At 73.8% G+C, this 19,141-nt stretch carries 18 protein-coding genes; 10 read left to right on the top strand and 8 right to left on the bottom strand.

Translation table 11 applies throughout. The annotated features are described in order from the left end of the window. Positions 1 to 6: 6 nt before the first annotated feature. From ACZ6S8_RS07460 to ACZ6S8_RS07450, 3 genes are all read left to right on the top strand, one after another. Positions 7 to 696 carry a maleylpyruvate isomerase family mycothiol-dependent enzyme gene (locus tag ACZ6S8_RS07460; protein WP_469453343.1) on the top strand — a complete coding sequence of 230 codons (690 nt, stop codon included), beginning with the start codon at positions 7 to 9 and terminating at the stop codon, positions 694 to 696. A 10-nt stretch (positions 697 to 706) separates the two neighbouring features. Beyond that, the gene (locus ACZ6S8_RS07455) at positions 707 to 1,363 is read left to right on the top strand and encodes an MBL fold metallo-hydrolase (protein WP_469453341.1); all 657 of its coding nucleotides are present in this window, start codon (positions 707 to 709) and stop codon (positions 1,361 to 1,363) included. Between the two features lie 244 nt (positions 1,364 to 1,607). Then, positions 1,608 to 2,900: an MFS transporter gene (locus ACZ6S8_RS07450; protein WP_469453340.1), complete on the top strand. Its 1,293-nt coding sequence runs from the start codon at positions 1,608 to 1,610 to the stop codon at positions 2,898 to 2,900. Between the two features lie 40 nt (positions 2,901 to 2,940). On the opposite strand, the gene ACZ6S8_RS07445 is transcribed toward ACZ6S8_RS07450, so the two are convergent. From ACZ6S8_RS07445 to uvrB, 4 genes are all read right to left on the bottom strand, one after another. Next, the gene (locus tag ACZ6S8_RS07445) at positions 2,941 to 3,930 is read right to left on the bottom strand and encodes a TerC family protein (RefSeq protein ID WP_469453338.1); all 990 of its coding nucleotides are present in this window, start codon (positions 3,928 to 3,930) and stop codon (positions 2,941 to 2,943) included. A gap of 264 nt (positions 3,931 to 4,194) precedes the next feature. After that, entirely contained in the window at positions 4,195 to 6,165 is a 1,971-nt protein-coding gene (locus tag ACZ6S8_RS07440; RefSeq protein WP_469453336.1) for a TerD family protein, read from the bottom strand. A 43-nt stretch (positions 6,166 to 6,208) separates the two neighbouring features. Further along, positions 6,209 to 6,787, bottom strand: coding sequence for a TerD family protein (locus ACZ6S8_RS07435; RefSeq protein ID WP_469453335.1), 579 nt, complete (start codon positions 6,785 to 6,787; stop codon positions 6,209 to 6,211). 88 nt (positions 6,788 to 6,875) lie between these two features. Continuing rightward, positions 6,876 to 9,029: an excinuclease ABC subunit UvrB gene (uvrB, locus tag ACZ6S8_RS07430; RefSeq protein WP_469453333.1), complete on the bottom strand. Its 2,154-nt coding sequence runs from the start codon at positions 9,027 to 9,029 to the stop codon at positions 6,876 to 6,878. A gap of 243 nt (positions 9,030 to 9,272) precedes the next feature. Between uvrB and ACZ6S8_RS07425 the strand changes: the two genes are divergently transcribed. The 3 genes from ACZ6S8_RS07425 (at position 9,273) to ACZ6S8_RS07415 (ending at position 12,397) form a co-directional block, all read left to right on the top strand. Beyond that, entirely contained in the window at positions 9,273 to 10,196 is a 924-nt protein-coding gene (locus ACZ6S8_RS07425) for a glycerophosphodiester phosphodiesterase (protein WP_469453331.1), read from the top strand. Positions 10,197 to 10,268: 72 nt separating this feature from the next. Then, positions 10,269 to 10,853, top strand: coding sequence for a methylated-DNA--[protein]-cysteine S-methyltransferase (locus ACZ6S8_RS07420; protein ID WP_469453330.1), 585 nt, complete (start codon positions 10,269 to 10,271; stop codon positions 10,851 to 10,853). Positions 10,854 to 11,044: 191 nt separating this feature from the next. After that, positions 11,045 to 12,397, top strand: a complete 1,353-nt coding sequence (locus ACZ6S8_RS07415) for an MFS transporter (RefSeq protein ID WP_469453329.1) — start codon at positions 11,045 to 11,047, stop codon at positions 12,395 to 12,397. Here ACZ6S8_RS07415 and ACZ6S8_RS07410 read toward each other — a convergent pair. Next, the gene (locus tag ACZ6S8_RS07410) at positions 12,387 to 12,833 is read right to left on the bottom strand and encodes a cupin domain-containing protein (RefSeq protein WP_469453327.1); all 447 of its coding nucleotides are present in this window, start codon (positions 12,831 to 12,833) and stop codon (positions 12,387 to 12,389) included. The two genes, ACZ6S8_RS07415 and ACZ6S8_RS07410, sit on opposite strands and share 11 nt — an antisense overlap. 178 nt (positions 12,834 to 13,011) lie before the next feature. Here ACZ6S8_RS07410 and ACZ6S8_RS07405 point away from each other — a divergent pair, with 178 nt between their 5' ends. Further along, positions 13,012 to 13,944 carry a pseudouridine-5'-phosphate glycosidase gene (locus tag ACZ6S8_RS07405; protein ID WP_469453325.1) on the top strand — a complete coding sequence of 311 codons (933 nt, stop codon included), beginning with the start codon at positions 13,012 to 13,014 and terminating at the stop codon, positions 13,942 to 13,944. After that, complete coding sequence (locus ACZ6S8_RS07400; protein WP_469453323.1) at positions 13,941 to 14,894, top strand: carbohydrate kinase family protein; 954 nt, start codon at positions 13,941 to 13,943, stop codon at positions 14,892 to 14,894. The genes ACZ6S8_RS07405 and ACZ6S8_RS07400 overlap by 4 nt, the downstream gene beginning before the upstream one ends. Before the next feature lie 102 nt (positions 14,895 to 14,996). Here ACZ6S8_RS07400 and ACZ6S8_RS07395 read toward each other — a convergent pair whose 3' ends face one another. Then, on the bottom strand, positions 14,997 to 15,665 hold the full coding sequence (locus ACZ6S8_RS07395) for a nucleoside/nucleotide kinase family protein (protein ID WP_469453322.1): 669 nt from the start codon (positions 15,663 to 15,665) through the stop codon (positions 14,997 to 14,999). Positions 15,666 to 15,755: 90 nt separating this feature from the next. Between ACZ6S8_RS07395 and ACZ6S8_RS07390 the strand changes: the two genes are divergently transcribed. Further along, complete coding sequence (locus tag ACZ6S8_RS07390) at positions 15,756 to 17,201, top strand: WGR domain-containing protein (RefSeq protein WP_469453321.1); 1,446 nt, start codon at positions 15,756 to 15,758, stop codon at positions 17,199 to 17,201. 47 nt (positions 17,202 to 17,248) lie between these two features. On the opposite strand, the gene ACZ6S8_RS07385 is transcribed toward ACZ6S8_RS07390, so the two are convergent. Continuing rightward, positions 17,249 to 17,623: a cupin domain-containing protein gene (locus tag ACZ6S8_RS07385; protein ID WP_469453319.1), complete on the bottom strand. Its 375-nt coding sequence runs from the start codon at positions 17,621 to 17,623 to the stop codon at positions 17,249 to 17,251. Positions 17,624 to 17,776: 153 nt separating this feature from the next. Between ACZ6S8_RS07385 and ACZ6S8_RS07380 the strand changes: the two genes are divergently transcribed. Then, on the top strand, positions 17,777 to 18,436 hold the full coding sequence (locus ACZ6S8_RS07380; RefSeq protein WP_469453317.1) for a DUF2293 domain-containing protein: 660 nt from the start codon (positions 17,777 to 17,779) through the stop codon (positions 18,434 to 18,436). On the opposite strand, the gene ACZ6S8_RS07375 is transcribed toward ACZ6S8_RS07380, so the two are convergent. Then, positions 18,429 to 19,112 (bottom strand): chaplin, encoded by a 684-nt coding sequence (locus ACZ6S8_RS07375; protein ID WP_469453315.1) that lies wholly within the window; start codon positions 19,110 to 19,112, stop codon positions 18,429 to 18,431. The two genes, ACZ6S8_RS07380 and ACZ6S8_RS07375, sit on opposite strands and share 8 nt — an antisense overlap. Positions 19,113 to 19,141 lie beyond the last annotated feature (29 nt).

Raw genomic sequence — 19,141 nt, 5'->3', positions numbered from 1 at the left:
GCCGTCATGACTGATCATGTGCACGACCTGCGATCTGTACGTGAGGCGACGGACCGGCTGCTGGCCGCCGCCGCCAAGCTGGACAACGCCGCCCTGGCCGAGGAGTCACACCTCCCCGGCTGGACCCGCGGTCACGTCCTGGCCCATCTCGCGCGGAACGCCGACGCCCTGGTGAACGTCTTCGAGGGACGCCCGATGTACGAGAGCGCCACCGCGCGCGACGCGGACATCGAGCGCGATTCCGGTCGGCCCCTGGAAGAACACCTGACGGACCTCCGTGATTCCGGGGCCGCCTTCCTGGCCACCACGGAGCCCGAGCAGGACTGGTCCCGCACGGTCGAGCTGCGCAACGGCGTGACCGACCTCGCCGCCAACGTGCCCTTCCGCCGTCTCGTCGAGGTCGAGCTGCACCACGTCGACCTGGCCGTCGGCTACGGGCTCGCCGACCTCCCGGAGGAGTTCACCGGCCGCGAGATCGCCTTCCTCGCCGACCGCTGGTCCGGCCGCCCCGAGGTGCCCCCCACGACGCTGGCCTCGACCGACGGACGCACCTGGCGCACCGGCTCCGCGGGCGATCCGGCGGTCACCGTGTCGGGCACGCCCGCCGCCCTGCTGGCCTGGCTGGCCGGCCGCGGGGACCGGGGCGCCGCCCTCACGACGGCGGGCGGGCCCCTGCCGGCGCTCCCCCCGCTCTAGGATTGGCGTCATGACGTACAGCGGAGCGGTCAAGGTCGGCGGTCCGGCCGACGTGCACGAACTCGCGGACCTGATGATTTCCAAGGTTGCGGTGGGCGAGATGAACAACAACGCCTACCTGCTGCGCTGCCGGGCCACCGGCGAGCAGCTCCTGATCGACGCGGCCGCCGAGGCGGACACGTTGCTCGGCCTGATCGGTGACGACGGCATCGCGTCCGTCGTCACCACCCACCGCCACGGCGACCACTGGGGCGCGCTCCAGGCCGTGGTCGCGGCGACCGGTGCGCGGACGTACGCGGGCGAGGACGACGCCGAGGGCATCCCGGTGGCGACGGACGTGCGCGTCGCGGACGGCGACACCGTGAGCGTCGGCCGGGTCGTCCTCACGGCGCGCCACCTGGTCGGCCACACGCCCGGCTCGATCGCGCTGGTCTACGACGACCCGCACGGGCACCCCCACGTGTTCACCGGCGACTGCCTCTTCCCGGGCGGCGTCGGCAACACCGCGGGCGACGCGAAGGCCTTCACGAGCCTTCTCGACGACGTCCAGCACAAGCTCTTCGAGCAGCTGCCGGACGAGGCGTGGGTCTACCCGGGGCACGGCAACGACACCACGATCGGCGCCGAGCGGCCGCACCTCGCCGAGTGGCGCGAGCGCGGCTGGTAGGCCGGAATCCGTCAACTTCGGTACGCGATGGACTCGTTCCGGTCGCGACTGACCGAAAGCACTCCCTGAGGGACGGGGAGGCGGTATCTGCTGCACCATGCAACAGGACCCTTCCCCGCCCTCGCCCCCCTCCTCCCCCGCGCGGCCCCCGAAGGCCCCGCCCGCCACCGAGGCCCCGCCCGCCCCCGGGGCCCCACCGCTCCCCGGCCCCCGGCGCTTCGGACGCGGTGGACGCCGGCCCGGCATGCTGCGGCTCGCCACGGCCTCGCTGGCCGGAACCGCCATCGAGTTCTACGACTTCTTCGTCTACGGGACGGCCGCCGCCCTCGTCCTGGGCCCGCTCTTCTTCCCGTCCTTCTCGCCCCTCGCCGGGACCCTCGCCGCCTTCGGCACCTTCGGCGTCGGCTTCCTCGCCCGCCCGCTGGGATCGGCGGTCTTCGGCCACATCGGCGACCGCTACGGCAGGCGCCCGGTCCTCCTCGGCTCCCTGCTGCTCACCGGCGTGGCCACGGTCGCCGTCGGCTGCGTGCCGACGTACGACTCGATCGGCATCGCCGCGCCCCTGCTGCTGCTCGTGCTCCGCTTCCTCCAGGGCCTGGGGCTCGGCGGCGAGTGGGGCGGCGCGGTGCTGCTGACCGCCGAACACGCCCCCGAGCGCCGGCGCGGCCTGTGGTCGAGCTTCCCGCAGATCGGGCCCTCGGTCGGCTTCCTGCTGGCCAACGGCATCATCCTGGCGTTGTCGGCCACCCTGACCGACGCCCAGTTCACGTCCTGGGGCTGGCGGGTGCCGTTCTGGGCCGCCGGCGTACTGGCCCTGGTTGGGCTGTGGCTGCGCCGCGCGGTGCAGGAGACCCCCGAGTTCCTCGCGCTGGCCGAGACCGGCCGCCGGGCGCAGGCCCCGCTCGCCGAGGTCGTGCGCGGGCACTGGCGGCTGCTCCTGCTGACCGGCGGTGCGCTCGCCGCGGCGTACGCCGTCTTCTACGCGGTGACCACCTGGTCCCTCGCGTACGCCACCGAGCACCTCGACGTGAGCCGCACGGCGATGCTGGCCTGCATCATGGCCGCCGTGACGGTGAAGGGGCTGGCGACGCCGCTGCTGGGCATGCTGGGCGACCGCTACGGCCGCAGGCCGCTGTGCCTGATCGGCTGCACGGTGTGCGTGGTGTGGATGTTCCCGCTGGTGGCGATGTTGCGCACGGGCGACCCGCTGCTGATGACCGTGGCCTTCGCCGTGGGCCTTCTGGGCATGGTGACGATGTTCTCCGTGGCGGGCGCGTACCTCCCGGAGCTGTACGCCCCGCGGATCCGCTGCACCGGCGCGGCCGTCGGCTACAACCTCGGCGGCGTGCTGGGCGGTGCCCTGACGCCGATAGTGGCGACGGCGCTCGCGGACGGCTCCGGACCGCCCTGGGCGGTCGCGGTCTACCTGACCGGGGTGGCCCTGGTCAGCCTCGTCTGCTTCGCGCTCCTGCCGGAGACGAACCCGGTGGTGCTGCGGACCCGGACGGGGACGGCCGAAGCGGCCGCCCCCGCATAGGTCTGCGGGAGGCGGCCGCCGGAACTGCGTGCGCCCGCTGTTACGCGTCGACGCTCTTGTCCTCCTGGTGGGCGGCGGCCTCGGCCGCCGCCTGCTTCTTCGAGGCGATCAGACTGGTGATCGTGGTGATCACCAGGACACCGCAGATCACGCCGAGCGAGACCGGGATGGAGATCACCGGTACGTGCACCCCGGATTCGTGCAGGGCGTGCAGCACCAGCTTGATGCCGATGAACCCGAGGATGATCGACAGGCCGTAGCTGAGGTGGACCAGCTTCTTCAGCAGGCCGCCGATGAGGAAGTACAGCTGGCGCAGACCCATCAGGGCGAAGGCGTTCGCCGTGAAGACGATGTACGGGTCCTGGGTGAGGCCGAAGATCGCGGGGATCGAGTCCAGGGCGAACAGCACGTCGGTGGTGCCGATGGCGAGCATGACGACCATCAGCGGGGTCATGATGCGCTTGCCGCTGCTCTGGATGAAGAGCTTGGTGCCGTGGTACCGGTCGGCGACGCCGAACTTCTTCTCGACGGACTTCAGGAGGCGGTTCTCCTCGAACTCCTCCTCGTCCTCGTCCTTGCGGGCCTCCTGGATCAGCTTCCACGCGGTGTAGATCAGGAACGCGCCGAAGATGTAGAAGACCCACGAGAAGCTGGCGATGATCGCGGCGCCCGCGGCGATGAAGATCGCGCGCAGGACCAGGGCGATCAGCACGCCGATGAGCAGCACCCGCTGCTGGAGGTGTGAGGGGACCGCGAACTTCGCCATGATCAGGACGAAGACGAACAGGTTGTCGACGCTCAGGGACTTCTCGGTGATGAAGCCCGCGAAGAATTCCTGGGACGCCTGCCCGCTGCCGAAGAACCAGAGGCCGAGGCCGAAGAGCACGGCGAGGACGATCCAGACGATCGTCCAGGTACCGGCTTCCTTGATCGATACGTCGTGCGGTTTGCGGCCGATGAAGAAATCGGCTCCGATGAGAACGGACAGACCGAGAATGGTCAGTGCCCACAGGGCCCAGGAAACTTCCATGGTGAACGCGCCTCCGGCGGATGGCTCAGGACTTCGTCAGCGTCATCGCTGCCGGAGGTCTCTTCCACCCGGGCGGCCTGGAGGCCGTGGGCCGACGCCCCGGGACCGATTGCAGTCCGTATTGACGGGCACGCCGTAGCAGGAAAGCAGGAATACTCCCCTCCGCGCTCACCAGGGTACCCGCCAGGACCAGAAAAGGTAAAGGGACTACCAAGAGCCGGTCATGGGGTGGTCTAGACGCCGGTCGCCGCAGGCCGCCCGCGCTCAGGGGCGGCCGGTGCGGCGGGCCTCCGCGATCAGCCTCAGTGCCTGGTCCAGGACCTGACTGCCCTGCGGGGGCAGGTCCGGCTCGAAGGTCCACGCGTGACGGACCCAGGGGTCGGCGAGGTGGTCGTCCGGCACCGGCGACAGCCGCATCAGCGACCGCCAGAGCGGGTCCAGCAGCGGCCCGTAGGCCGAGGCCTCGTCACGGTCCGCGACCATCAGCAGGTGGACGCCGACCGCCGGACCCTCGTCGGCGAGGTAGCGCAGACGGGTGACGGCACGGTCGTCGAACCCGTGCGGGAAGTCGTGCACGATCAGCAGCTGCTCGGCCGTGTCCACGTCCGGGGGCAGGTCCTCGGGGGCGCCGGCCCGCAGCGCCATCTGTACGAGGTCCACCCGGCGGGTCAGCGTGGCCAGGGTCTGCGTGACCCCGGCGGCCCCGGCCGCGGGCGGCCCGGCCAGCACCCCGGCCCTGACGAGGGGCGCCAGGGAGGCGGCACCCGCCCCGGCGGCGTCGATGACGTGGACGGAGAACCGGTCGCCGGGGTGGACGGCGAGGAGCCGGGCCGCGAGGGCGACGGCCATGTCCATGGCGGCCCGGCGCAGCCGGTCGGTGTCCATGGCCATCGCGGCCTCGGAGCCGGTGCGGCCGTTGTCGATCCACAGCCCCCGCTCCAGCGGGACCCGGGCCAGCATGGGGATGCGCAGGTCGGGCCGCTCGGGAAGGTGCAGCTCGCCCAGGCGCAGGGCCAGCGGGCTCTCCTCGGGGATGCGGTGCCCGTGCCAGACGGGGTTGTCCCAGCGGGCGTACGCGGCGGGCAGCGCGGGCTCGACGACCTCGCACTCGGCGACCAGCTGGACGAGGTCCCGGTCGAGCACGGCCCGGGCCTGGGCGACGAGGTCGTCGCGGCGGGCCCGCGCGGTGTCGCGGGCGGCGTTGCCGGAGCCGCCGAGGCGGTGGCGCGGGTCGGACAGGGCGTCGTCGAGCTCGCGGTCCATCCGGGAGTCGGCGAATTCCACGGCGCTGCGGTAGGCGGCGACGGACCGGGCCAGGTCCTCGAACATGCCCCAGACCTGGTTGTACAGCCGTTCCTCCATGGACCAGCCGCCGGCGTCCCCGGCCACCGGGCGCGGCGGACGGCCGGGCTCGGCCGGCGCCGCGGCCCGGGGATCGGGCTCGGGCGGCTCGGTGTTGCTCGGGCGGCGCCGCGGGTGCACGTAGCTGAGGGTGCCGCCGCCGATCGTCGGCGGTGCGGCGTCGCCGCCGGGCACGGGGTCCGGCGCGGCGGCGTACGGGCCCGGGGCGACGGGGAGCGGGTCCGGCGGCTCGGGAGCGGCCGCGGGCGCCTCGTCGGGGGTCCGCGGGCCGCGGAGGTCGCCGACGAGGGTGGGCATGGTGGCGAGCGTGGCGTCGGCGCCGCCGCTCCGCGCGGCCGTCCGCAGCGCGGCGGCGGCCAGTTCGGCGGCCTCCTGCGCCGCGAGTCCGCCGTCGGCCAGCAGGGCGCGCAGGCCCTCGGCGTACCCCTGGCCGACCGCGCGGACCTTCCAGGCGCCCTGGCGCCGGTAGAGCTCCAGCGCCACGACGGCGGTCTCGTCGTCGAGCCCCGTCAGGGTGTACCCGACGAGCTCGGCGCCCTCCGGGTCGGCCACGGCCACGTAGGAGGCCGGTACCGCGCCGAAGCGCGCCGGGCCGCCGGGCGGCAGCACCAGCACCACGCCGACCGTGTGGACGGCCGCGGGAACGGCGTCGAGGTCGACGGCGAAGGCGTGCCGCTCGGCGAGCTCCTCCGGTGAGCGGACACCGGGGAGGGTCGGGGCGCCCGGGTGCGCCAGTGCCTCGGGTCCGGAGAACCGGCCCCCGTCGTCGGCGAGCGAGGCCAGGGCGAGCACGGGTGTGCCCGCCGAGACCCTGATCTCCACCCGGCTGTGGGACACGGGGTGGTTCTGCCCCCGGACCAGTTCGGCCGTCATCGTGCAGCCCCTCCCCCGTGCCTTCTTCTCTTGTCCGGTACTGCTACAGGTGCGGCAGGATCGACGGCATGAGGTCCTGGAAGGTCCGGCCGTTGGCCGGGTTCCCGAGGGCCGTCATCTGCCAGCCGGTGCCCACGCGGGACACCTTCGCCATGATCTGCGCGGTGTACTGGCCACCGCCGTCGAGGGTGTACCGGGCCATCTCCTGGCCGTTGGTCTCGTCGACGATGCGGCAGAACGCGTTCTGCACCTCCTGGAACGTCTGGCCGGTGAACGAGTTCACCGTGAAGACGATCTGGTCGATGTGCACCGGCACGCGCTGCAGGTCGACGAGGATCGACTCGTCGTCCCCGCCCTGGCCGGCGCCGCCGACGAGGTTGTCGCCGGTGTGCCGGACCGAGCCGTCGTCGCTCTGCAGGTGCCGGAAGAAGACGACGTCCACCGGCTGCTTGTCGGCGAAGAGCACCGCCGACGCGTCCAGGTCGATCTCCCGGGTCCGCGAACCGAACAGCCCGCGGCGCTTCGCCGCCTGCCAGCCGAGGCCCATCCGGACCGCGGTCAGCGTGCCCCCGTCCGCCTTCTGCAGACTGATGGCCTGACCCTTGGTCATGTTGACCGTCACTCGCTGTCCCCTCTCCATAGCCCGCCCCGATATCGGGCGCGCAGCGTGTACCCGCGGCTGTGCACCAACCCTACTGACAGGGTCCGGGTCAGGCGAGGCCCGCTTCCTTCATCTGCCTCAGCTCCTTCTTCAGCTCGCCCACCTCGTCGCGGATCCGGGCGGCCACCTCGAATTGCAGCTCGGCCGCGGCACCGCGCATCCGCTCGGTCATCTGCTCGATGAGCGCGGCCAGTTCGGCGGCCGGGCGGTCGGTGGGCACGGCGCCGGAGCGGGCTCCCCTGGCGCCCTTCGCCCCCTTGCCCGCCGCGGCCCGGTCCGCCTTGCCGCCGAGCGCCGGGACCGGCGCCTTGGCGCCCTTGACGTCCTTGGCCTGGCGGTATCCGGTGCCGAGGAGCTCCTCGGTGTCCAGTTCCTCGCGTGCGATGGTGGCGACGATGTCGTTGATCTTCTTGCGCAGCGGCTGCGGGTCGATCCCGTGGGCCGTGTTGTAGGCGACCTGCTTCTCGCGGCGCCGGTTCGTCTCGTCGATCGCCTGCGCCATCGCCGGGGTGATGCTGTCGGCGTACATGTGGACCTGACCGGACACATTGCGCGCTGCGCGGCCGATGGTCTGGATCAGCGAGGTGCCGGAGCGCAGGAAGCCCTGCTTGTCCGCGTCGAGGATCGCCACCAGGGAGACCTCGGGCAGGTCCAGGCCCTCGCGGAGCAGGTTGATGCCGACCAGGACGTCGTACTCGCCGGCCCGCAGCTCGCGCAGCAGCTCGATGCGGCGCAGGGTGTCCACGTCGCTGTGCAGGTAGCGGACCTGGATGCCGAGCTCCAGGAAGTAGTCGGTCAGGTCCTCCGCCATCTTCTTGGTGAGGGTGGTCACCAGGACGCGCTCGTCCTTCTCGACCCGCTGGCGGATCTCGTGCACCAGGTCGTCGATCTGGCCCTCGGTGGGCTTGACGACGACCTCGGGGTCGATGAGGCCGGTGGGGCGGATGATCTGCTCGACGAATCCGTCGCCCCGGGAGAGCTCGTACTTGCCGGGGGTGGCCGACAGGTAGACGGTCTGGCCGATGCGCTCCTGGAACTCCTCCCACTTCAGCGGACGGTTGTCGAGCGCCGAAGGCAGCCGGAACCCGTGGTCGACCAGGGTCCGCTTGCGCGAGGCGTCGCCCTCGTACATCGCGCCGATCTGGGGGACGGTGACGTGCGACTCGTCGATGACGAGGAGGAAGTCCTCGGGGAAGTAGTCGATGAGGGTGTTGGGCGCGGAGCCGCGCTCGCGGTCGTCCATGTGCAGCGAGTAGTTCTCGATGCCGGAGCAGGACCCGATCTGGCGCATCATCTCCAGGTCGTAGGTGGTGCGCATGCGCAGGCGCTGGGCCTCCAGCATCTTGCCCTGCTTCTCCAGCTCGGCGAGGCGCGCGGTCAGCTCGGCCTCGATGCCGCGGACGGCCTTCTCCATGCGCTCGGGGCCGGCGACGTAGTGGCTGGCGGGGAAGACGTACAGCTCCCGGTCCTCGCTGATGACCTCGCCGGTCAGCGGGTGGAGGGTGGACAGGGCCTCGATCTCGTCGCCGAACATCTCGATGCGGACGGCCAGTTCCTCGTAGACCGGGAAGATCTCGATGGTGTCGCCGCGCACCCGGAAGGTGCCGCGGGTGAACGCCACGTCGTTGCGCGTGTACTGGATGTCGACGAACCGGCGCAGCAGCTGGTCGCGGTCGAACTCGGCCCCCACCTTGAGGGGGACCATCCGGTCGACGTACTCCTGGGGGGTGCCGAGGCCGTAGATGCAGGACACGGAGGCGACGACGATGACGTCGCGCCGGGTGAGGAGGGAGTTCGTCGCGGAGTGGCGCAGCCGCTCCACCTCCTCGTTGATCGAGGAGTCCTTCTCGATGTAGGTGTCCGACTGCGGAACGTAGGCCTCGGGCTGGTAGTAGTCGTAGTACGACACGAAGTACTCGACGGCGTTGTTCGGCAGGAGCTCGCGGAACTCGTTCGCCAGCTGGGCGGCAAGGGTCTTGTTCGGCGCCATGACCAGGGTGGGGCGCTGGAGCTTCTCGATCATCCACGCGGTGGTCGCCGACTTGCCGGTGCCGGTCGCGCCCAGCAGGACGACGTCCTTCTCACCTGCGCGGACGCGCTTCTCCAGCTCGGCGATGGCCGCCGGCTGGTCGCCGCTGGGCTGGTAGGAGCTGACGACCTCGAAAGGCGCCACCGTGCGTTCGATCTTCGATACGGGCCGCATGGGTCAACCGTACGACCCGCCACTGACACTCACGCAAAGGCGCGGGTCCGCGGGCTCCGGCGGGTCCGGCCGGCCTGCTCGGTTCTGCGGGGTTCTGGTCCGTTTGTCGTAGTTCGGTGGCGGCCCGGTGATCTTCGCCGCCATGATCGCCGTGAAGAGATCTCCGTGAAGTGCCGCCGCAACGTCTTCCGCTCCGCGCCCGTTTGAGCCAGGAGCAGGGTTCACGACCCGAGGAGAACGCACATGTACGTCGTCCGACCCGCCGCCGCGGCAGCCGCCGCCTTCCTGGGCCTCGCCCTCACCGTGCTCGGCGGGACAGCCTCCTCCGCAGCCGCCCCCTCCCTCCCGCCCCGCCCGTCGGCTCCCGGATCCGCCGCCGACGTCTTCGCGACCCCCGTGGTGTACGCCCACCGGGGGGCTTCGGCGTACGCGCCGGAGAACACCCTCGACGCCGTCGACCTGGCCATGCACCTGGGCTTCGACTGGGTCGAGAACGACGTGCAGCGCACCGGCGACGGCGAGCTGGTGGTGATCCACGACGACACCCTGGCCCGCACCACCGACGTCGAGGAGGTGTTCCCCGACCGCAAGCCGTGGCGGGTGAGGGACTTCACGGCGGCGGAGATCTCCCGGCTGGACGCGGGCAGCTGGTTCGGCGACGAGTTCGCGGGCGCCCGGGTGCCCACCCTGCGGCAGTACCTCGACCGGGTGCAGCGCAACCAGCAGCGGCTGCTGCTGGAGATCAAGAAGCCGGAGCTCTACCCGGGGATCGAGGCGGAGACGCTCAAGGTGCTGGGTGCGGCCGGCTGGCTCGACGAGCGCCACGTGGCGCAGCGCCTGGTGGTGCAGAGCTTCAGCGCCGACAGCGTCCGCATGGTGCACGAGCTGCGGCCGGACCTCGTCACGGCCTTCCTGGGGACGCCCTCGGTGGCGGACCTTCCGCTGTACGCCAAGTTCACCGACCGGATCAATCCGTGGCACACCACGATCTCGGCGGACTGGGTCACGGCGGTGCACGGCCTGCTCGGCGCCCACGGCCGGACGATGGAGGTCGACACCTGGATCGTGGACGACGCGGCGACGGCCCGGAAGGTGCGGGACATGGGGGTGGACGGGATCATCACCAACGCCCCGGACGTGGTCCAGGACGCGGTCGACGTCTTCTGACGCCGCCGGGCGGGGGCGGTCCGGGCACCGGACCCCCGCCGGGCTGTCGGTGGGGCGACGTACGGTGAACGCGTGGACACCACCGTGGGCGGCACCGACAGCACCGAGCGGCCCCGCGGGCCGCGCCTCGAATGGACCGTCGTCCCCAGCGACATCGGTCCCCTGCTCCTGGCCGCGACCCCGGAGGGGCTGGTCCGGGTCGAGTTCCACGCCGGGCCGGACCGGGTCGACGCGATGATCGGCCCGCTCGTCTCCCGGCTCGGCGCCGACGCCCGGCGGCCCGCGCCGGGCGCGGAAGTGCTGCTGGCCGAACCGCTGCGGCAGCTCCGGGCGTACTTCGCCGGCACCCTGCGGCGCTTCGAGCTGCCGCTGGACTGGCGGCTCAGCTCCGGCTTCAACCGGCAGGTCCTGCAGGAGCTGGACCGCTCCGTGCCGTACGGGGCGGTCGTCGGCTACGGGGAGCTGGCCGCCCGGGTCGGCCAGCCCGGCGCCGCCCAGGCCGTGGGCAACGCCATGGGGTCGAACCCGCTCCCGCTGGTGGTGGCCTGCCACCGGGTGGTGGAGAACGACGGGGGCATCGGGGGCTTCGGCGGCGGCGTGGAGACCAAGCGCCTGCTGCTCGCCCTGGAGGGCGTCCTCCCCCAGCCCCTGTTCTGACGGCCGGCGAAGGGCGGGGCGGCGGCCGGCCGCGCCCGGGCCGGGGCCCCGAGCCCGAGGCCGGGGTGCGCCGACGTCCCTGTTCCGCGGCGCCGGGCGGGGTGCGAGACTGCCGCGGTGACCTCTACCGCCGCCGCCCCCGCCACTGCTGCTCCCGCCGCCGTTCCGCGTTCCTGTCCGGGGTGCGCGGCGTGACCTCATCGCCCCGTACCGACCGGACGGCTCCGCCCGTCGCCCCGGCGGACCTCGCCCGGCTGCAGCGCCGCACCTCCGGGGTGCTGATCGCCAGCCAGGCGCTCGGCGGGCTCGGCGTACCGATCAGCATCGCCCTGGCGCCCGTCCTGGCCACCGAGGTCAGCGGCACCGAGGCGCTGTCCGGGCTCGCCTCCACCGCCTCCGTGGTGGGCACCGCCCTCCTCTCGCTCCCCCTCGCCGCGCTGATGACCGCGCGCGGCCGCCGGCCCGGCCTGGTCCTCGCGTACGCGATCGGCGCGGCGGGCGCGGCCCTCGTCGTCCTCGCCGCCACCGTGCGGAACTTCCCGCTGCTGCTGCTCGGCATGGCCGCGTTCGGCGCCGCCTCCTCGGCCAACCTCCAGGCCCGCTTCGCCGCCGCGGACCTCGCGGCCCCGGACCACCGGGCCCGGGCGATCTCGGTCGTCGTCTGGGCGTCCACGGTCGGCGCGGTGCTCGGGCCGAACCTGTCCGCCCCGGCCAGCCGCAGCTTCGCCGGTACCTCCATACCCGAGACGGCGGGGCCCTTCGTGTGGGCCGCCGCCGTCTTCCTGCTGACCGGCACGCTGATCGCCGTACTGCTGCGGCCGGACCCGCTGCTGACGGCCCGGGCCCTGGCCGCGCCCGAGGAGCAGACCCGTCAGGGCCGCTCGCTGCGCGCCGGGATCGCCGCTGTGAAGGCCTCGCCGCGGGCGCGGCTCGCCCTGCTCACCGTCACGGTGTCCCACACCACCATGGTCTCGATCATGATCATGACCCCGATGGACCTGGGCCACCACGGCGCCGGGCTGGAGCTCGTCGGACTGGTGATCAGCGGTCACATCGCGGGCATGTTCGCCTTCTCCCCCGTCATGGGCTGGCTCGCGGACCGCCTCGGCCGGCTGACGGTGATCGGGCTGGCGGCCGGGCTGCTGTCGGTCGCCGCGCTGCTCGCCGGGACGGCCGGGCCGAACCACGGCCAGAGCGCCCTCGGCCTGTTCCTGCTCGGCCTCGGCTGGTCCGCGGGGATGGTGTCCGGATCCGCGCTGCTGACGGACTCGGTGCCGCAGCCCGCGCGGGCCGCCGCGCAGGGCCTGAGCGACCTCACGATGAACGCCTCCGCCGGTCTGGGCGGCGCGGCCGCCGGGCTGGTCATGGCGCAGGCGAGCTACGGCTGGCTGAACGCCATCGGCGCCGGGCTGCTGCTGCCGATGGCGGCGCTGGCCCTGTTCACCGCGCGCCGCCACCCCGCCCCGGCGCCCGTGGGCCCGGACGGCCCCGAGAGCCCCGTGGGCGCGAAGGACAGCGAAGACCCCGGGGGCCTCAGTAGCTGATGTGGTAGGCCTTGCGGAGCGTCTCGTGCACGGTCCAGGTCGTCCGGTCACCCTCCCGGAGCACGCACGCCGAGCCCGGCCCCACCTCCAGGGTCCCGCCGCCCTCGACCTCGATGGTGGCGCGGCCGCTGACCACCACGAACAGTTCGTCGGCCTCGGTGTCGGTGACCACACCCGGGGTGATCTGCCAGATCCCGCGGACCTGCTTGCCGTCCGGCGACTCCCACAGCACCTTGCCCGTCACGACCGGCTCGCCCGCGAGGATCTGACCCGGGTCGAGGTCCTCGGCCTCCAGCTCGGCGTCGGGGACGTCCGGCAGGCTGACGGCGAAGGACGCGGGCGCGGTGGGGGCGGAGGACGCGATGGGGGCGGACGCGGGCTCGGCGGAAGCGTGCCCGGCTGCGGGCGCGGCGGCGTGGTGGTCACTGGTGCTCATGGCGCGCCAGCCTAATCCGGGCCGCCCGGGCCGCGCGGTGGCCACAGCGTCCAGGAACGGCCCGCCCGACGAGTCACCCTGTCCAGCCCGGCCGCGGCGGGGGCACTACTCGGACAGCTTGGGACGGGAGGGGCGGGAGGGCGTTTGCGGGCCCGGATCCCGTGCCATGGATGGGGACATGTCACAGCACACAGCATCCGAGGTCCCGGTCCTGTCGGCAGAGGTACGCGAGGCGCTCGACCGGGGGCGGCCCGTCGTGGCGCTGGAGTCGACGATCATCGCGCACGGTCTGCCCCGCCCCCGCAACCTGGCCGTGGGCGCCGAACTGGAGGCGCTGGTCCGGGCGGAGGGCGCCGTTCCGGCAACGGTCGCGGTGGTGGACGGCGTGGCGTACGCGGGCCTCGACAAGGCGCAGCTGGAACGGATCGCCGGGGGCGAGGGCGTGCGCAAGCTCGGCCACCGGGACCTGGCGCCCGCGCTCGCGACGGGGGCGACCGGCGCGACGACGGTGTCCGCGACTGCGTTCCTGGCCGCGCGGGCGGGGCTGCGGGTCTTCGCCACCGGCGGGCTGGGCGGCGTGCACCGGGAGTGGGCGCAGACCCAGGACGAGTCGGCGGACCTCGCGCTGCTGGCCCGGACGCGGATCACGGTGGTCTGCGCGGGGGTGAAGTCGATCCTGGACGTACCGGGCACGCTCCAGCGGCTGGAAACCCTGGGGGTGGGGGTGCTGGGCTACCGGACGGACCGGTTCCCGGGGTTCTACCTGGCCGATTCCGGCGAGCCGGTGGACTGGACCGTGCACCGGCCGGAGGAGGTCGCCGCGGTGATGGCCGCGCAGGACGCTCTCGGCGGACCGGAGTCGGCGCTGCTGCTGGCCAACCCGGTGGCGGAGGCGGACCAGCTCGATCCGGAACTGCACCACAGGGTGCTGGCGGAGGCGCTCGCGGAGTGCCGCGGGCGCGGGATCACGGGGCAGGCGGTGACGCCGTTCCTCCTGGGGTTCCTGGTGAAGGCGACGGGCGGGGCCTCCCTGGAGGCCAACCTGGCGGCGGTACGGGGCAACGTGCGGCTCGGGGCCGCCGTCGCGGGGGCCTGGGCGGCGCGGGCATGACGGGACGGCCGGCCCGGAACGGCGCGCGCCCGGCGGAGACGGGACCGGGGGCGGGGCGCGGGGCACTGCTGGTCGTCGGGGACGTGGTGACCGACGTGGTGGCGGTCCACCCGGAGCCGCTGGCGCCGGGCACGGACACGGCCGCCCGCATCCGCACCCTCCCGGGCGGCGCCGGGGCCAACGCCGCCTGCTGGGCGGCCCGTACGGGGACCGCGGAGGTGCGCCTGCTGGCGCGGGTCGGCGCCGAATCGGCGCCGTGGCACGAACGGGCGCTGCGGGAGGCGGGGGTGCGGCCCCGGCTGGTGGTCGATCCGGCCGAGCCGACCGGGACGGTGGTCGCGCTGGTCGGCAAGGACGCCGAGCGGACGTTCCTGACCGACAGCGGCGCCTCGCTGCGGCTCTCCCCCGCGGACTGGGCGCCGGACCTGCTGGACGGGGTGGCCCACCTGCACCTGTCCGGCTACCTGTTCTTCGCCGGGAGCAGCCGGGACCTGGCCCTGGTGGCGCTGCGGGCCGCCGCGGCGCGGGGGGTTCCGGTGAGCGTGGACCCGGCCTCGGCGGGGTTCCTGGCGGCGCTGGGCCCGGGCCGGTTCCTGGACGCCGTGGCGGGGGCGGCCGTACTGCTGCCGAACGAGGACGAGGCGCGGCTGCTGGCCGGGCTGCCGGAGCCGGCGGGGGTGGGCCGGGCGGCGGCGGAGCTCAGCCTGCGGGTGCCGCTGGTGGTGGTGACCCGGGGCGCGGCCGGCGCGCTGGTGGCCGAGCGGGGGCGGATCACCGCCGAGGTCGAGGCGGCGCCGGTCGAGGCGGTGGACTCCACGGGCGCGGGCGACGCGTTCACGGGCGGCTTCCTCGCGGCCCGGCTGGGGGGCGCCGACCCCGCGGAGGCCGCCCGCGCGGGCTGCCGGGCGGCGGCGTCGGCGGTCACCCGGCTGGGCGGCCGGCCGGAGTAGTCCCGCACGGGGCGGGCGGCGCGGGACGGTAGGCGGCGCAGGCAGACGGCGGGCCGGCAGGACGGCAAGGAGGCGGCGGGCCGTCCGGGCGGGCCTCGCGCGTCAGCCGCCGGCAGCCCCGGCCCCGGCGCCGCGGACGCCGGTCCAGGCGGGATGGCGGGGGTCGTCGGCGCGGACCACCGCGTCGGCGGCCGACGCCGGGTCGGTGTCGGCCTCGTAGCGGGCGAAGGCGGGCAGGGTCCAGCGCTGCGACTCCTCCGTACGGCGGGCCAGCGCACCCGGGGAGAGGCGGACGTGGACGCTCAGGTCGAACGGGAACCAGTGGCCGAGCAGCAGCGGTCCGTGCACGATCACCACCGCGCCGGGCGGCAGGTGCGCGTACGGGCTGCGGGTGGCCCGGTCGGTGACGGGGTCCCAGAGGTCGGGCAGCACCCGGCCGGTGCCGCCGGCGTCCGTCGGGCCGAACACCTCCCGCCAGAGCGCGGCCGTGTCGAACCAGCCGCCGAGGTAGGAGTCGACGTCCTCGCGGCCGAACTCGTACCGCAGGGAGGCCGGCCGGAGGAACCCCGCGACCGGGACCACCAGCACCGTCCGTCCGTGCCCGCGCAGGGCGTCGGCGAGCGCCTGCGCGAGCGCGCCCGTCCCGGCGGCGGGCGCGCCGTCGATGCCCACGCGCTGCCAGGCGCCCTCCTCCGGCGCGGCCGCGGGCCCGTCGAGGTGACCCGCGAGGCGCTCGGCCATCCGCTGCCATGTGATCGCTTCCCACTGCATTCGACCATTGTCAGTGGCGGCCCTTAGCTTCTTACCGAGGGATCACCGGCGGACAGGAGTCGGCGGCCCGACCTTGGGGAGGGGTCTGTCATGGCTCGGGAGACGACGTACCTGGAGCTGTCGCAGGAGGACGGCGCCGCGCACAAGTTCTACGAGGTGACGGTCGACGGCACGGACGTCACCGTGCGGTACGGCCGCATCGGTGCGGACGGCCAGGTGCAGAGCTCCTCGTTCCCCACGGTCGACAAGGCCCGGGCGGCCGCCGCGAAGAAGGTCGGGGAGAAGGTCCGCAAGGGGTACGCCACGGCCGTGCGCGGTCAGCGCACCGCCCGGTCGGTGACCCGCCGCCAGGTCACCTCGGCGCCGTCCACGGCGCGTTCGGTGGCCCCGGTCCTGTGGCGCTTCCGCACCGGGTCCTCGGCGTTCGGCATCCACGTGGACGAGGACCGCTGCTGGGTGGGCAACCAGGCCGGGGACGTCTACACGCTGAGCCACAGCGGCGAGGTGCTGGCCCGGTACTCGCTGCCGGACGGCGTGAAGTGCCTGGTGGCGGACGAGTTCTGGATCTATGCGGGCTGTGACGACGGCACGGTGTACGACCTGTCCTCGAAGGTGCCGTTCGGGGCCTACGACATCGCCGCGGACGTGGACATCTTCTGGCTCGACATCCGCGAGGGCGTGCTGAACGTCTCCGACCGCAACGGCGGACTGACGGTCATCGACCACGAGGACGAGTTCCAGTGGTCGCGGCGCTCGGGCGGCTCCAACGCCTGGATGGTCAGGGCCGACGAGCGGGGCGTCTACCACGGTCACAGCAAGGGCGTCACGGCCTACGCCGCCGACGGCGGGCGGGAGTTGTGGCACACCGACACGGGCGGCTCCGTGCTGTTCGGCTGGCAGGAGGAGCACGCGGTCTACGCGGGCACCGGGCGGCACGCGGTGAAGCGGCTGTCGAAGGCCACCGGCGCGGTGGAGGCCTCGTACCTGTGCGACGCGGCCGTGTACTCGTGCGCGACCTCCCCGGACGGCAGGCACGTCTTCGCCGGTGACTACTCCTCGTCGGTGTACTGCTTCGACGCGGACGGGACCCGGCTGTGGAAGCTGAGCACCGGATGCGGGTCCGCGCTGTCCATGCAGTACCTGGACGGCCGGCTGTACCTGGTCACCACGGACGGCTCGCTGGTCTGCGTGGACGCGAGCGAGCAGGCCATCGCGGCCGCCCAGCAGGGATCCGTTCCGGCGGCGATGGACGTGAAGTCGGCGGCGGCGCTGCCCGTGTTCACCCCGGCCGCCTCGGCCTCGGCGGTGGCGACGGTCTCGGTGGCCGCGGCCCCGGCGGGCGGCGTGGTCGTGGAGTGCGTCCAGCAGGGCGGCCGGATGCGGGTGCAGGTGGTGTCGGGCGGCTTCGAGCCCTCGTGGAACGTCCAGTTCCCGCGCGGGATACGGGAAGCGGGCGCCCGGTACGTGGTGGACGGGCTGCACCCGGCCTCGCGCGGCTTCTACCGGGTGCGCGGGGAGATCCGCCGCCTGGTGTGAGCGCGGCGCCGGGGCCAGGGTGCCTGCTCAGGGCGCGTGATGGCGGCTCAGGCCGCGTGTGCGCGGCACACCGCTCGCGTGACACCGTGCGGGGCGGGGGTCGCTATGGCGAAGGGGGTCCCCGGACGCGCGCGGAGGCCGGGGGTCACGTGGAGCACGACCGGCTCGCTGCCCAGGTTGTGGCCGAGGTGGACGTGGGCGATGCCGGCGGGCTCCACGAAGGCGGATCCGGCCCGGTGGACCACGACCGTGCGGTCGTGCAGGACCCGGGTGAGCGTCCCGGCGCGGACGACGGCGTTCAGCGGGACGCGGTGGTAGTGCCAGCCGGTGCAGCCTCCCGGGGCGATGACCACCTCCCGGCTCGCCTGCGCGGCAGCGACGCGCGCCCTCGCGGGCCGTACCGTCGTCTGCCGCCCGCCCATGTGCCCTCCCCGGCCGGACCGGTCCCGGTCCGTTCGACCCCACCGTAGGAGGGCCCCACCCCATCCGTCACCACATCCCCGGGGATTCGGCGGAACGCCAACCTCCCTGCTCCGGCAGGTGATAGAGGGCCCGTACGGCGGTATCACACCTGCATGAGCCTGGTGGTGTTCGAGTCCCTGAAGCAGATCAACTGCGCCGAGTGCCGGCAGGGCCCGCTCCGGCACCTCGTCCGCGAGTGCGGCGTGCCGAGGTGCCTGGACTGCGCCGACCTGGGGCACCTGGTCTTCCTGCCCCGCGGGGACGCGGCGCTCACCCGCCGGTCCCGGGAAGCCAGTTCGCTCTCCGCCGTCGTCGTCCGCTTCGACAGGCGCCGACGGCGTTACGAGCGGCGGGGCCTCCTCGTCGAGGACGCGGCGCTGGCCCGCGCGGAACTCGCCTGCCTCGCGGACGCCGACGCCCGGGCCCGTCGCCGGGAGCGCGACCGGCTGCGCCGCGCGGCCGAGGACACCCGCTTCACCGCCGCGTTCGCGGCGGAGATACGGCGGCTGTTCCCGGGCTGCCCCGCCGACCGGGCGCAGGAGATCGCCGCCCACGCCTCGGTGCGGGGCAGCGGCCGGGTGGGGCGCAGCGCGGCCGGCCGGGCGCTCGGCGAACCGGCCGTCTCGGTCGCGGTCCGCGCGGCGGTGCGGCACGTCGACACCGAGTACGACGCCCTGCTGATGGCGGGAGTCCCCCGGTTCGCGGCGCGCGCCCGGCTGGCCGCGCAGATCGACGCGGTCCTCGACGGCTGGCGTGCGGGGGAGGTCAGTTGAGGCGGAACCGGCGGTACAGGAGCGCTCCGCCCAGCAGCAGCGCTCCCCCGCTGGGCAGCAGGTAGCCGAGGCCGTCGGCCCCGGTGTGCGCGAGCGCCTCGCCGGGCCGCGGCTCGGCGGGCCGGGGCGGCAGGGTCCGGGTCTCCGGCGCCGGCGGCGTCACGGGCGGCTTCACGACGGGGGGCTGAACGGGCGGCTGGACGGGCTTGGGTCCGCTGGGCGTCTCGCCGTTGACCGAGGTGTTCCCGGTCGAGGGGTTGCCGATGCCGACGACGTTGACGGAGTTGCCGCTCACGTTGAGCGGCAGGTCGATCGGGAGCTGGATCCCGTTGCCGGACAGCACCCCGGGCGAACCGTTTGCCTGCCCGTCGGCGACCGCCCCGCCTGCCTGGCCCGCCGCGTTCGAGCCCGAGTTCGATCCGTGTCCGGACCTCGGTCCCGGATGGTCCCGTCCGCTTCCTGGCGCCTCGTTGGCACATCGGTTCCCGGCGGCCGGGTTGAGCACACCGACCACGTTGACGGTGTTGCCGCACAGGTTCACCGGCGTGTTCACGGGCAGTTGCACCAGGTTCCCGGAGAGCAGCCCCGGTGAGCGCTCGGCCTTCCCCGCCGCGTCCGCATCGGCGTGGGCCAGGCCACCCACACCCGCGACCGCCAGCCCACCTCCCGCAACCACCGCCGCGATCAAGCCATTCCGTCGACTGT

It is taken from the genome of Streptomyces sp. NPDC048461, from assembly GCF_055587105.1.
The sequence above is the reverse complement of the archived record's forward strand: the minus strand, read 5'-3'. Positions and strand labels throughout refer to the sequence as shown.

What these genes read in the sequence shown, in the direction of transcription:
- ACZ6S8_RS07410 (WP_469453327.1), bottom strand. Translation starts at nt 12,833, where the DNA reads ATGAGCACCAGTGACCACCACGCCGCCGCGCCCGCAGCCGGGCACGCT.
- ACZ6S8_RS07440 (WP_469453336.1), bottom strand. Translation starts at nt 6,165, where the DNA reads ATGACGGCCGAACTGGTCCGGGGGCAGAACCACCCCGTGTCCCACAGC.
- ACZ6S8_RS07405 (WP_469453325.1), top strand. Translation starts at nt 13,012, where the DNA reads ATGTCACAGCACACAGCATCCGAGGTCCCGGTCCTGTCGGCAGAGGTA.
- ACZ6S8_RS07450 (WP_469453340.1), top strand. Translation starts at nt 1,608, where the DNA reads ATGCTGCGGCTCGCCACGGCCTCGCTGGCCGGAACCGCCATCGAGTTC.
- ACZ6S8_RS07395 (WP_469453322.1), bottom strand. Translation starts at nt 15,665, where the DNA reads ATGCAGTGGGAAGCGATCACATGGCAGCGGATGGCCGAGCGCCTCGCG.
- ACZ6S8_RS07455 (WP_469453341.1), top strand. Translation starts at nt 707, where the DNA reads ATGACGTACAGCGGAGCGGTCAAGGTCGGCGGTCCGGCCGACGTGCAC.
- ACZ6S8_RS07385 (WP_469453319.1), bottom strand. Translation starts at nt 17,623, where the DNA reads ATGGGCGGGCGGCAGACGACGGTACGGCCCGCGAGGGCGCGCGTCGCT.
- uvrB (WP_469453333.1), bottom strand. Translation starts at nt 9,029, where the DNA reads ATGCGGCCCGTATCGAAGATCGAACGCACGGTGGCGCCTTTCGAGGTC.
- ACZ6S8_RS07460 (WP_469453343.1), top strand. Translation starts at nt 7, where the DNA reads ATGACTGATCATGTGCACGACCTGCGATCTGTACGTGAGGCGACGGAC.
- ACZ6S8_RS07390 (WP_469453321.1), top strand. Translation starts at nt 15,756, where the DNA reads ATGGCTCGGGAGACGACGTACCTGGAGCTGTCGCAGGAGGACGGCGCC.
- ACZ6S8_RS07380 (WP_469453317.1), top strand. Translation starts at nt 17,777, where the DNA reads ATGAGCCTGGTGGTGTTCGAGTCCCTGAAGCAGATCAACTGCGCCGAG.
- ACZ6S8_RS07400 (WP_469453323.1), top strand. Translation starts at nt 13,941, where the DNA reads ATGACGGGACGGCCGGCCCGGAACGGCGCGCGCCCGGCGGAGACGGGA.
- ACZ6S8_RS07425 (WP_469453331.1), top strand. Translation starts at nt 9,273, where the DNA reads ATGTACGTCGTCCGACCCGCCGCCGCGGCAGCCGCCGCCTTCCTGGGC.
- ACZ6S8_RS07445 (WP_469453338.1), bottom strand. Translation starts at nt 3,930, where the DNA reads ATGGAAGTTTCCTGGGCCCTGTGGGCACTGACCATTCTCGGTCTGTCC.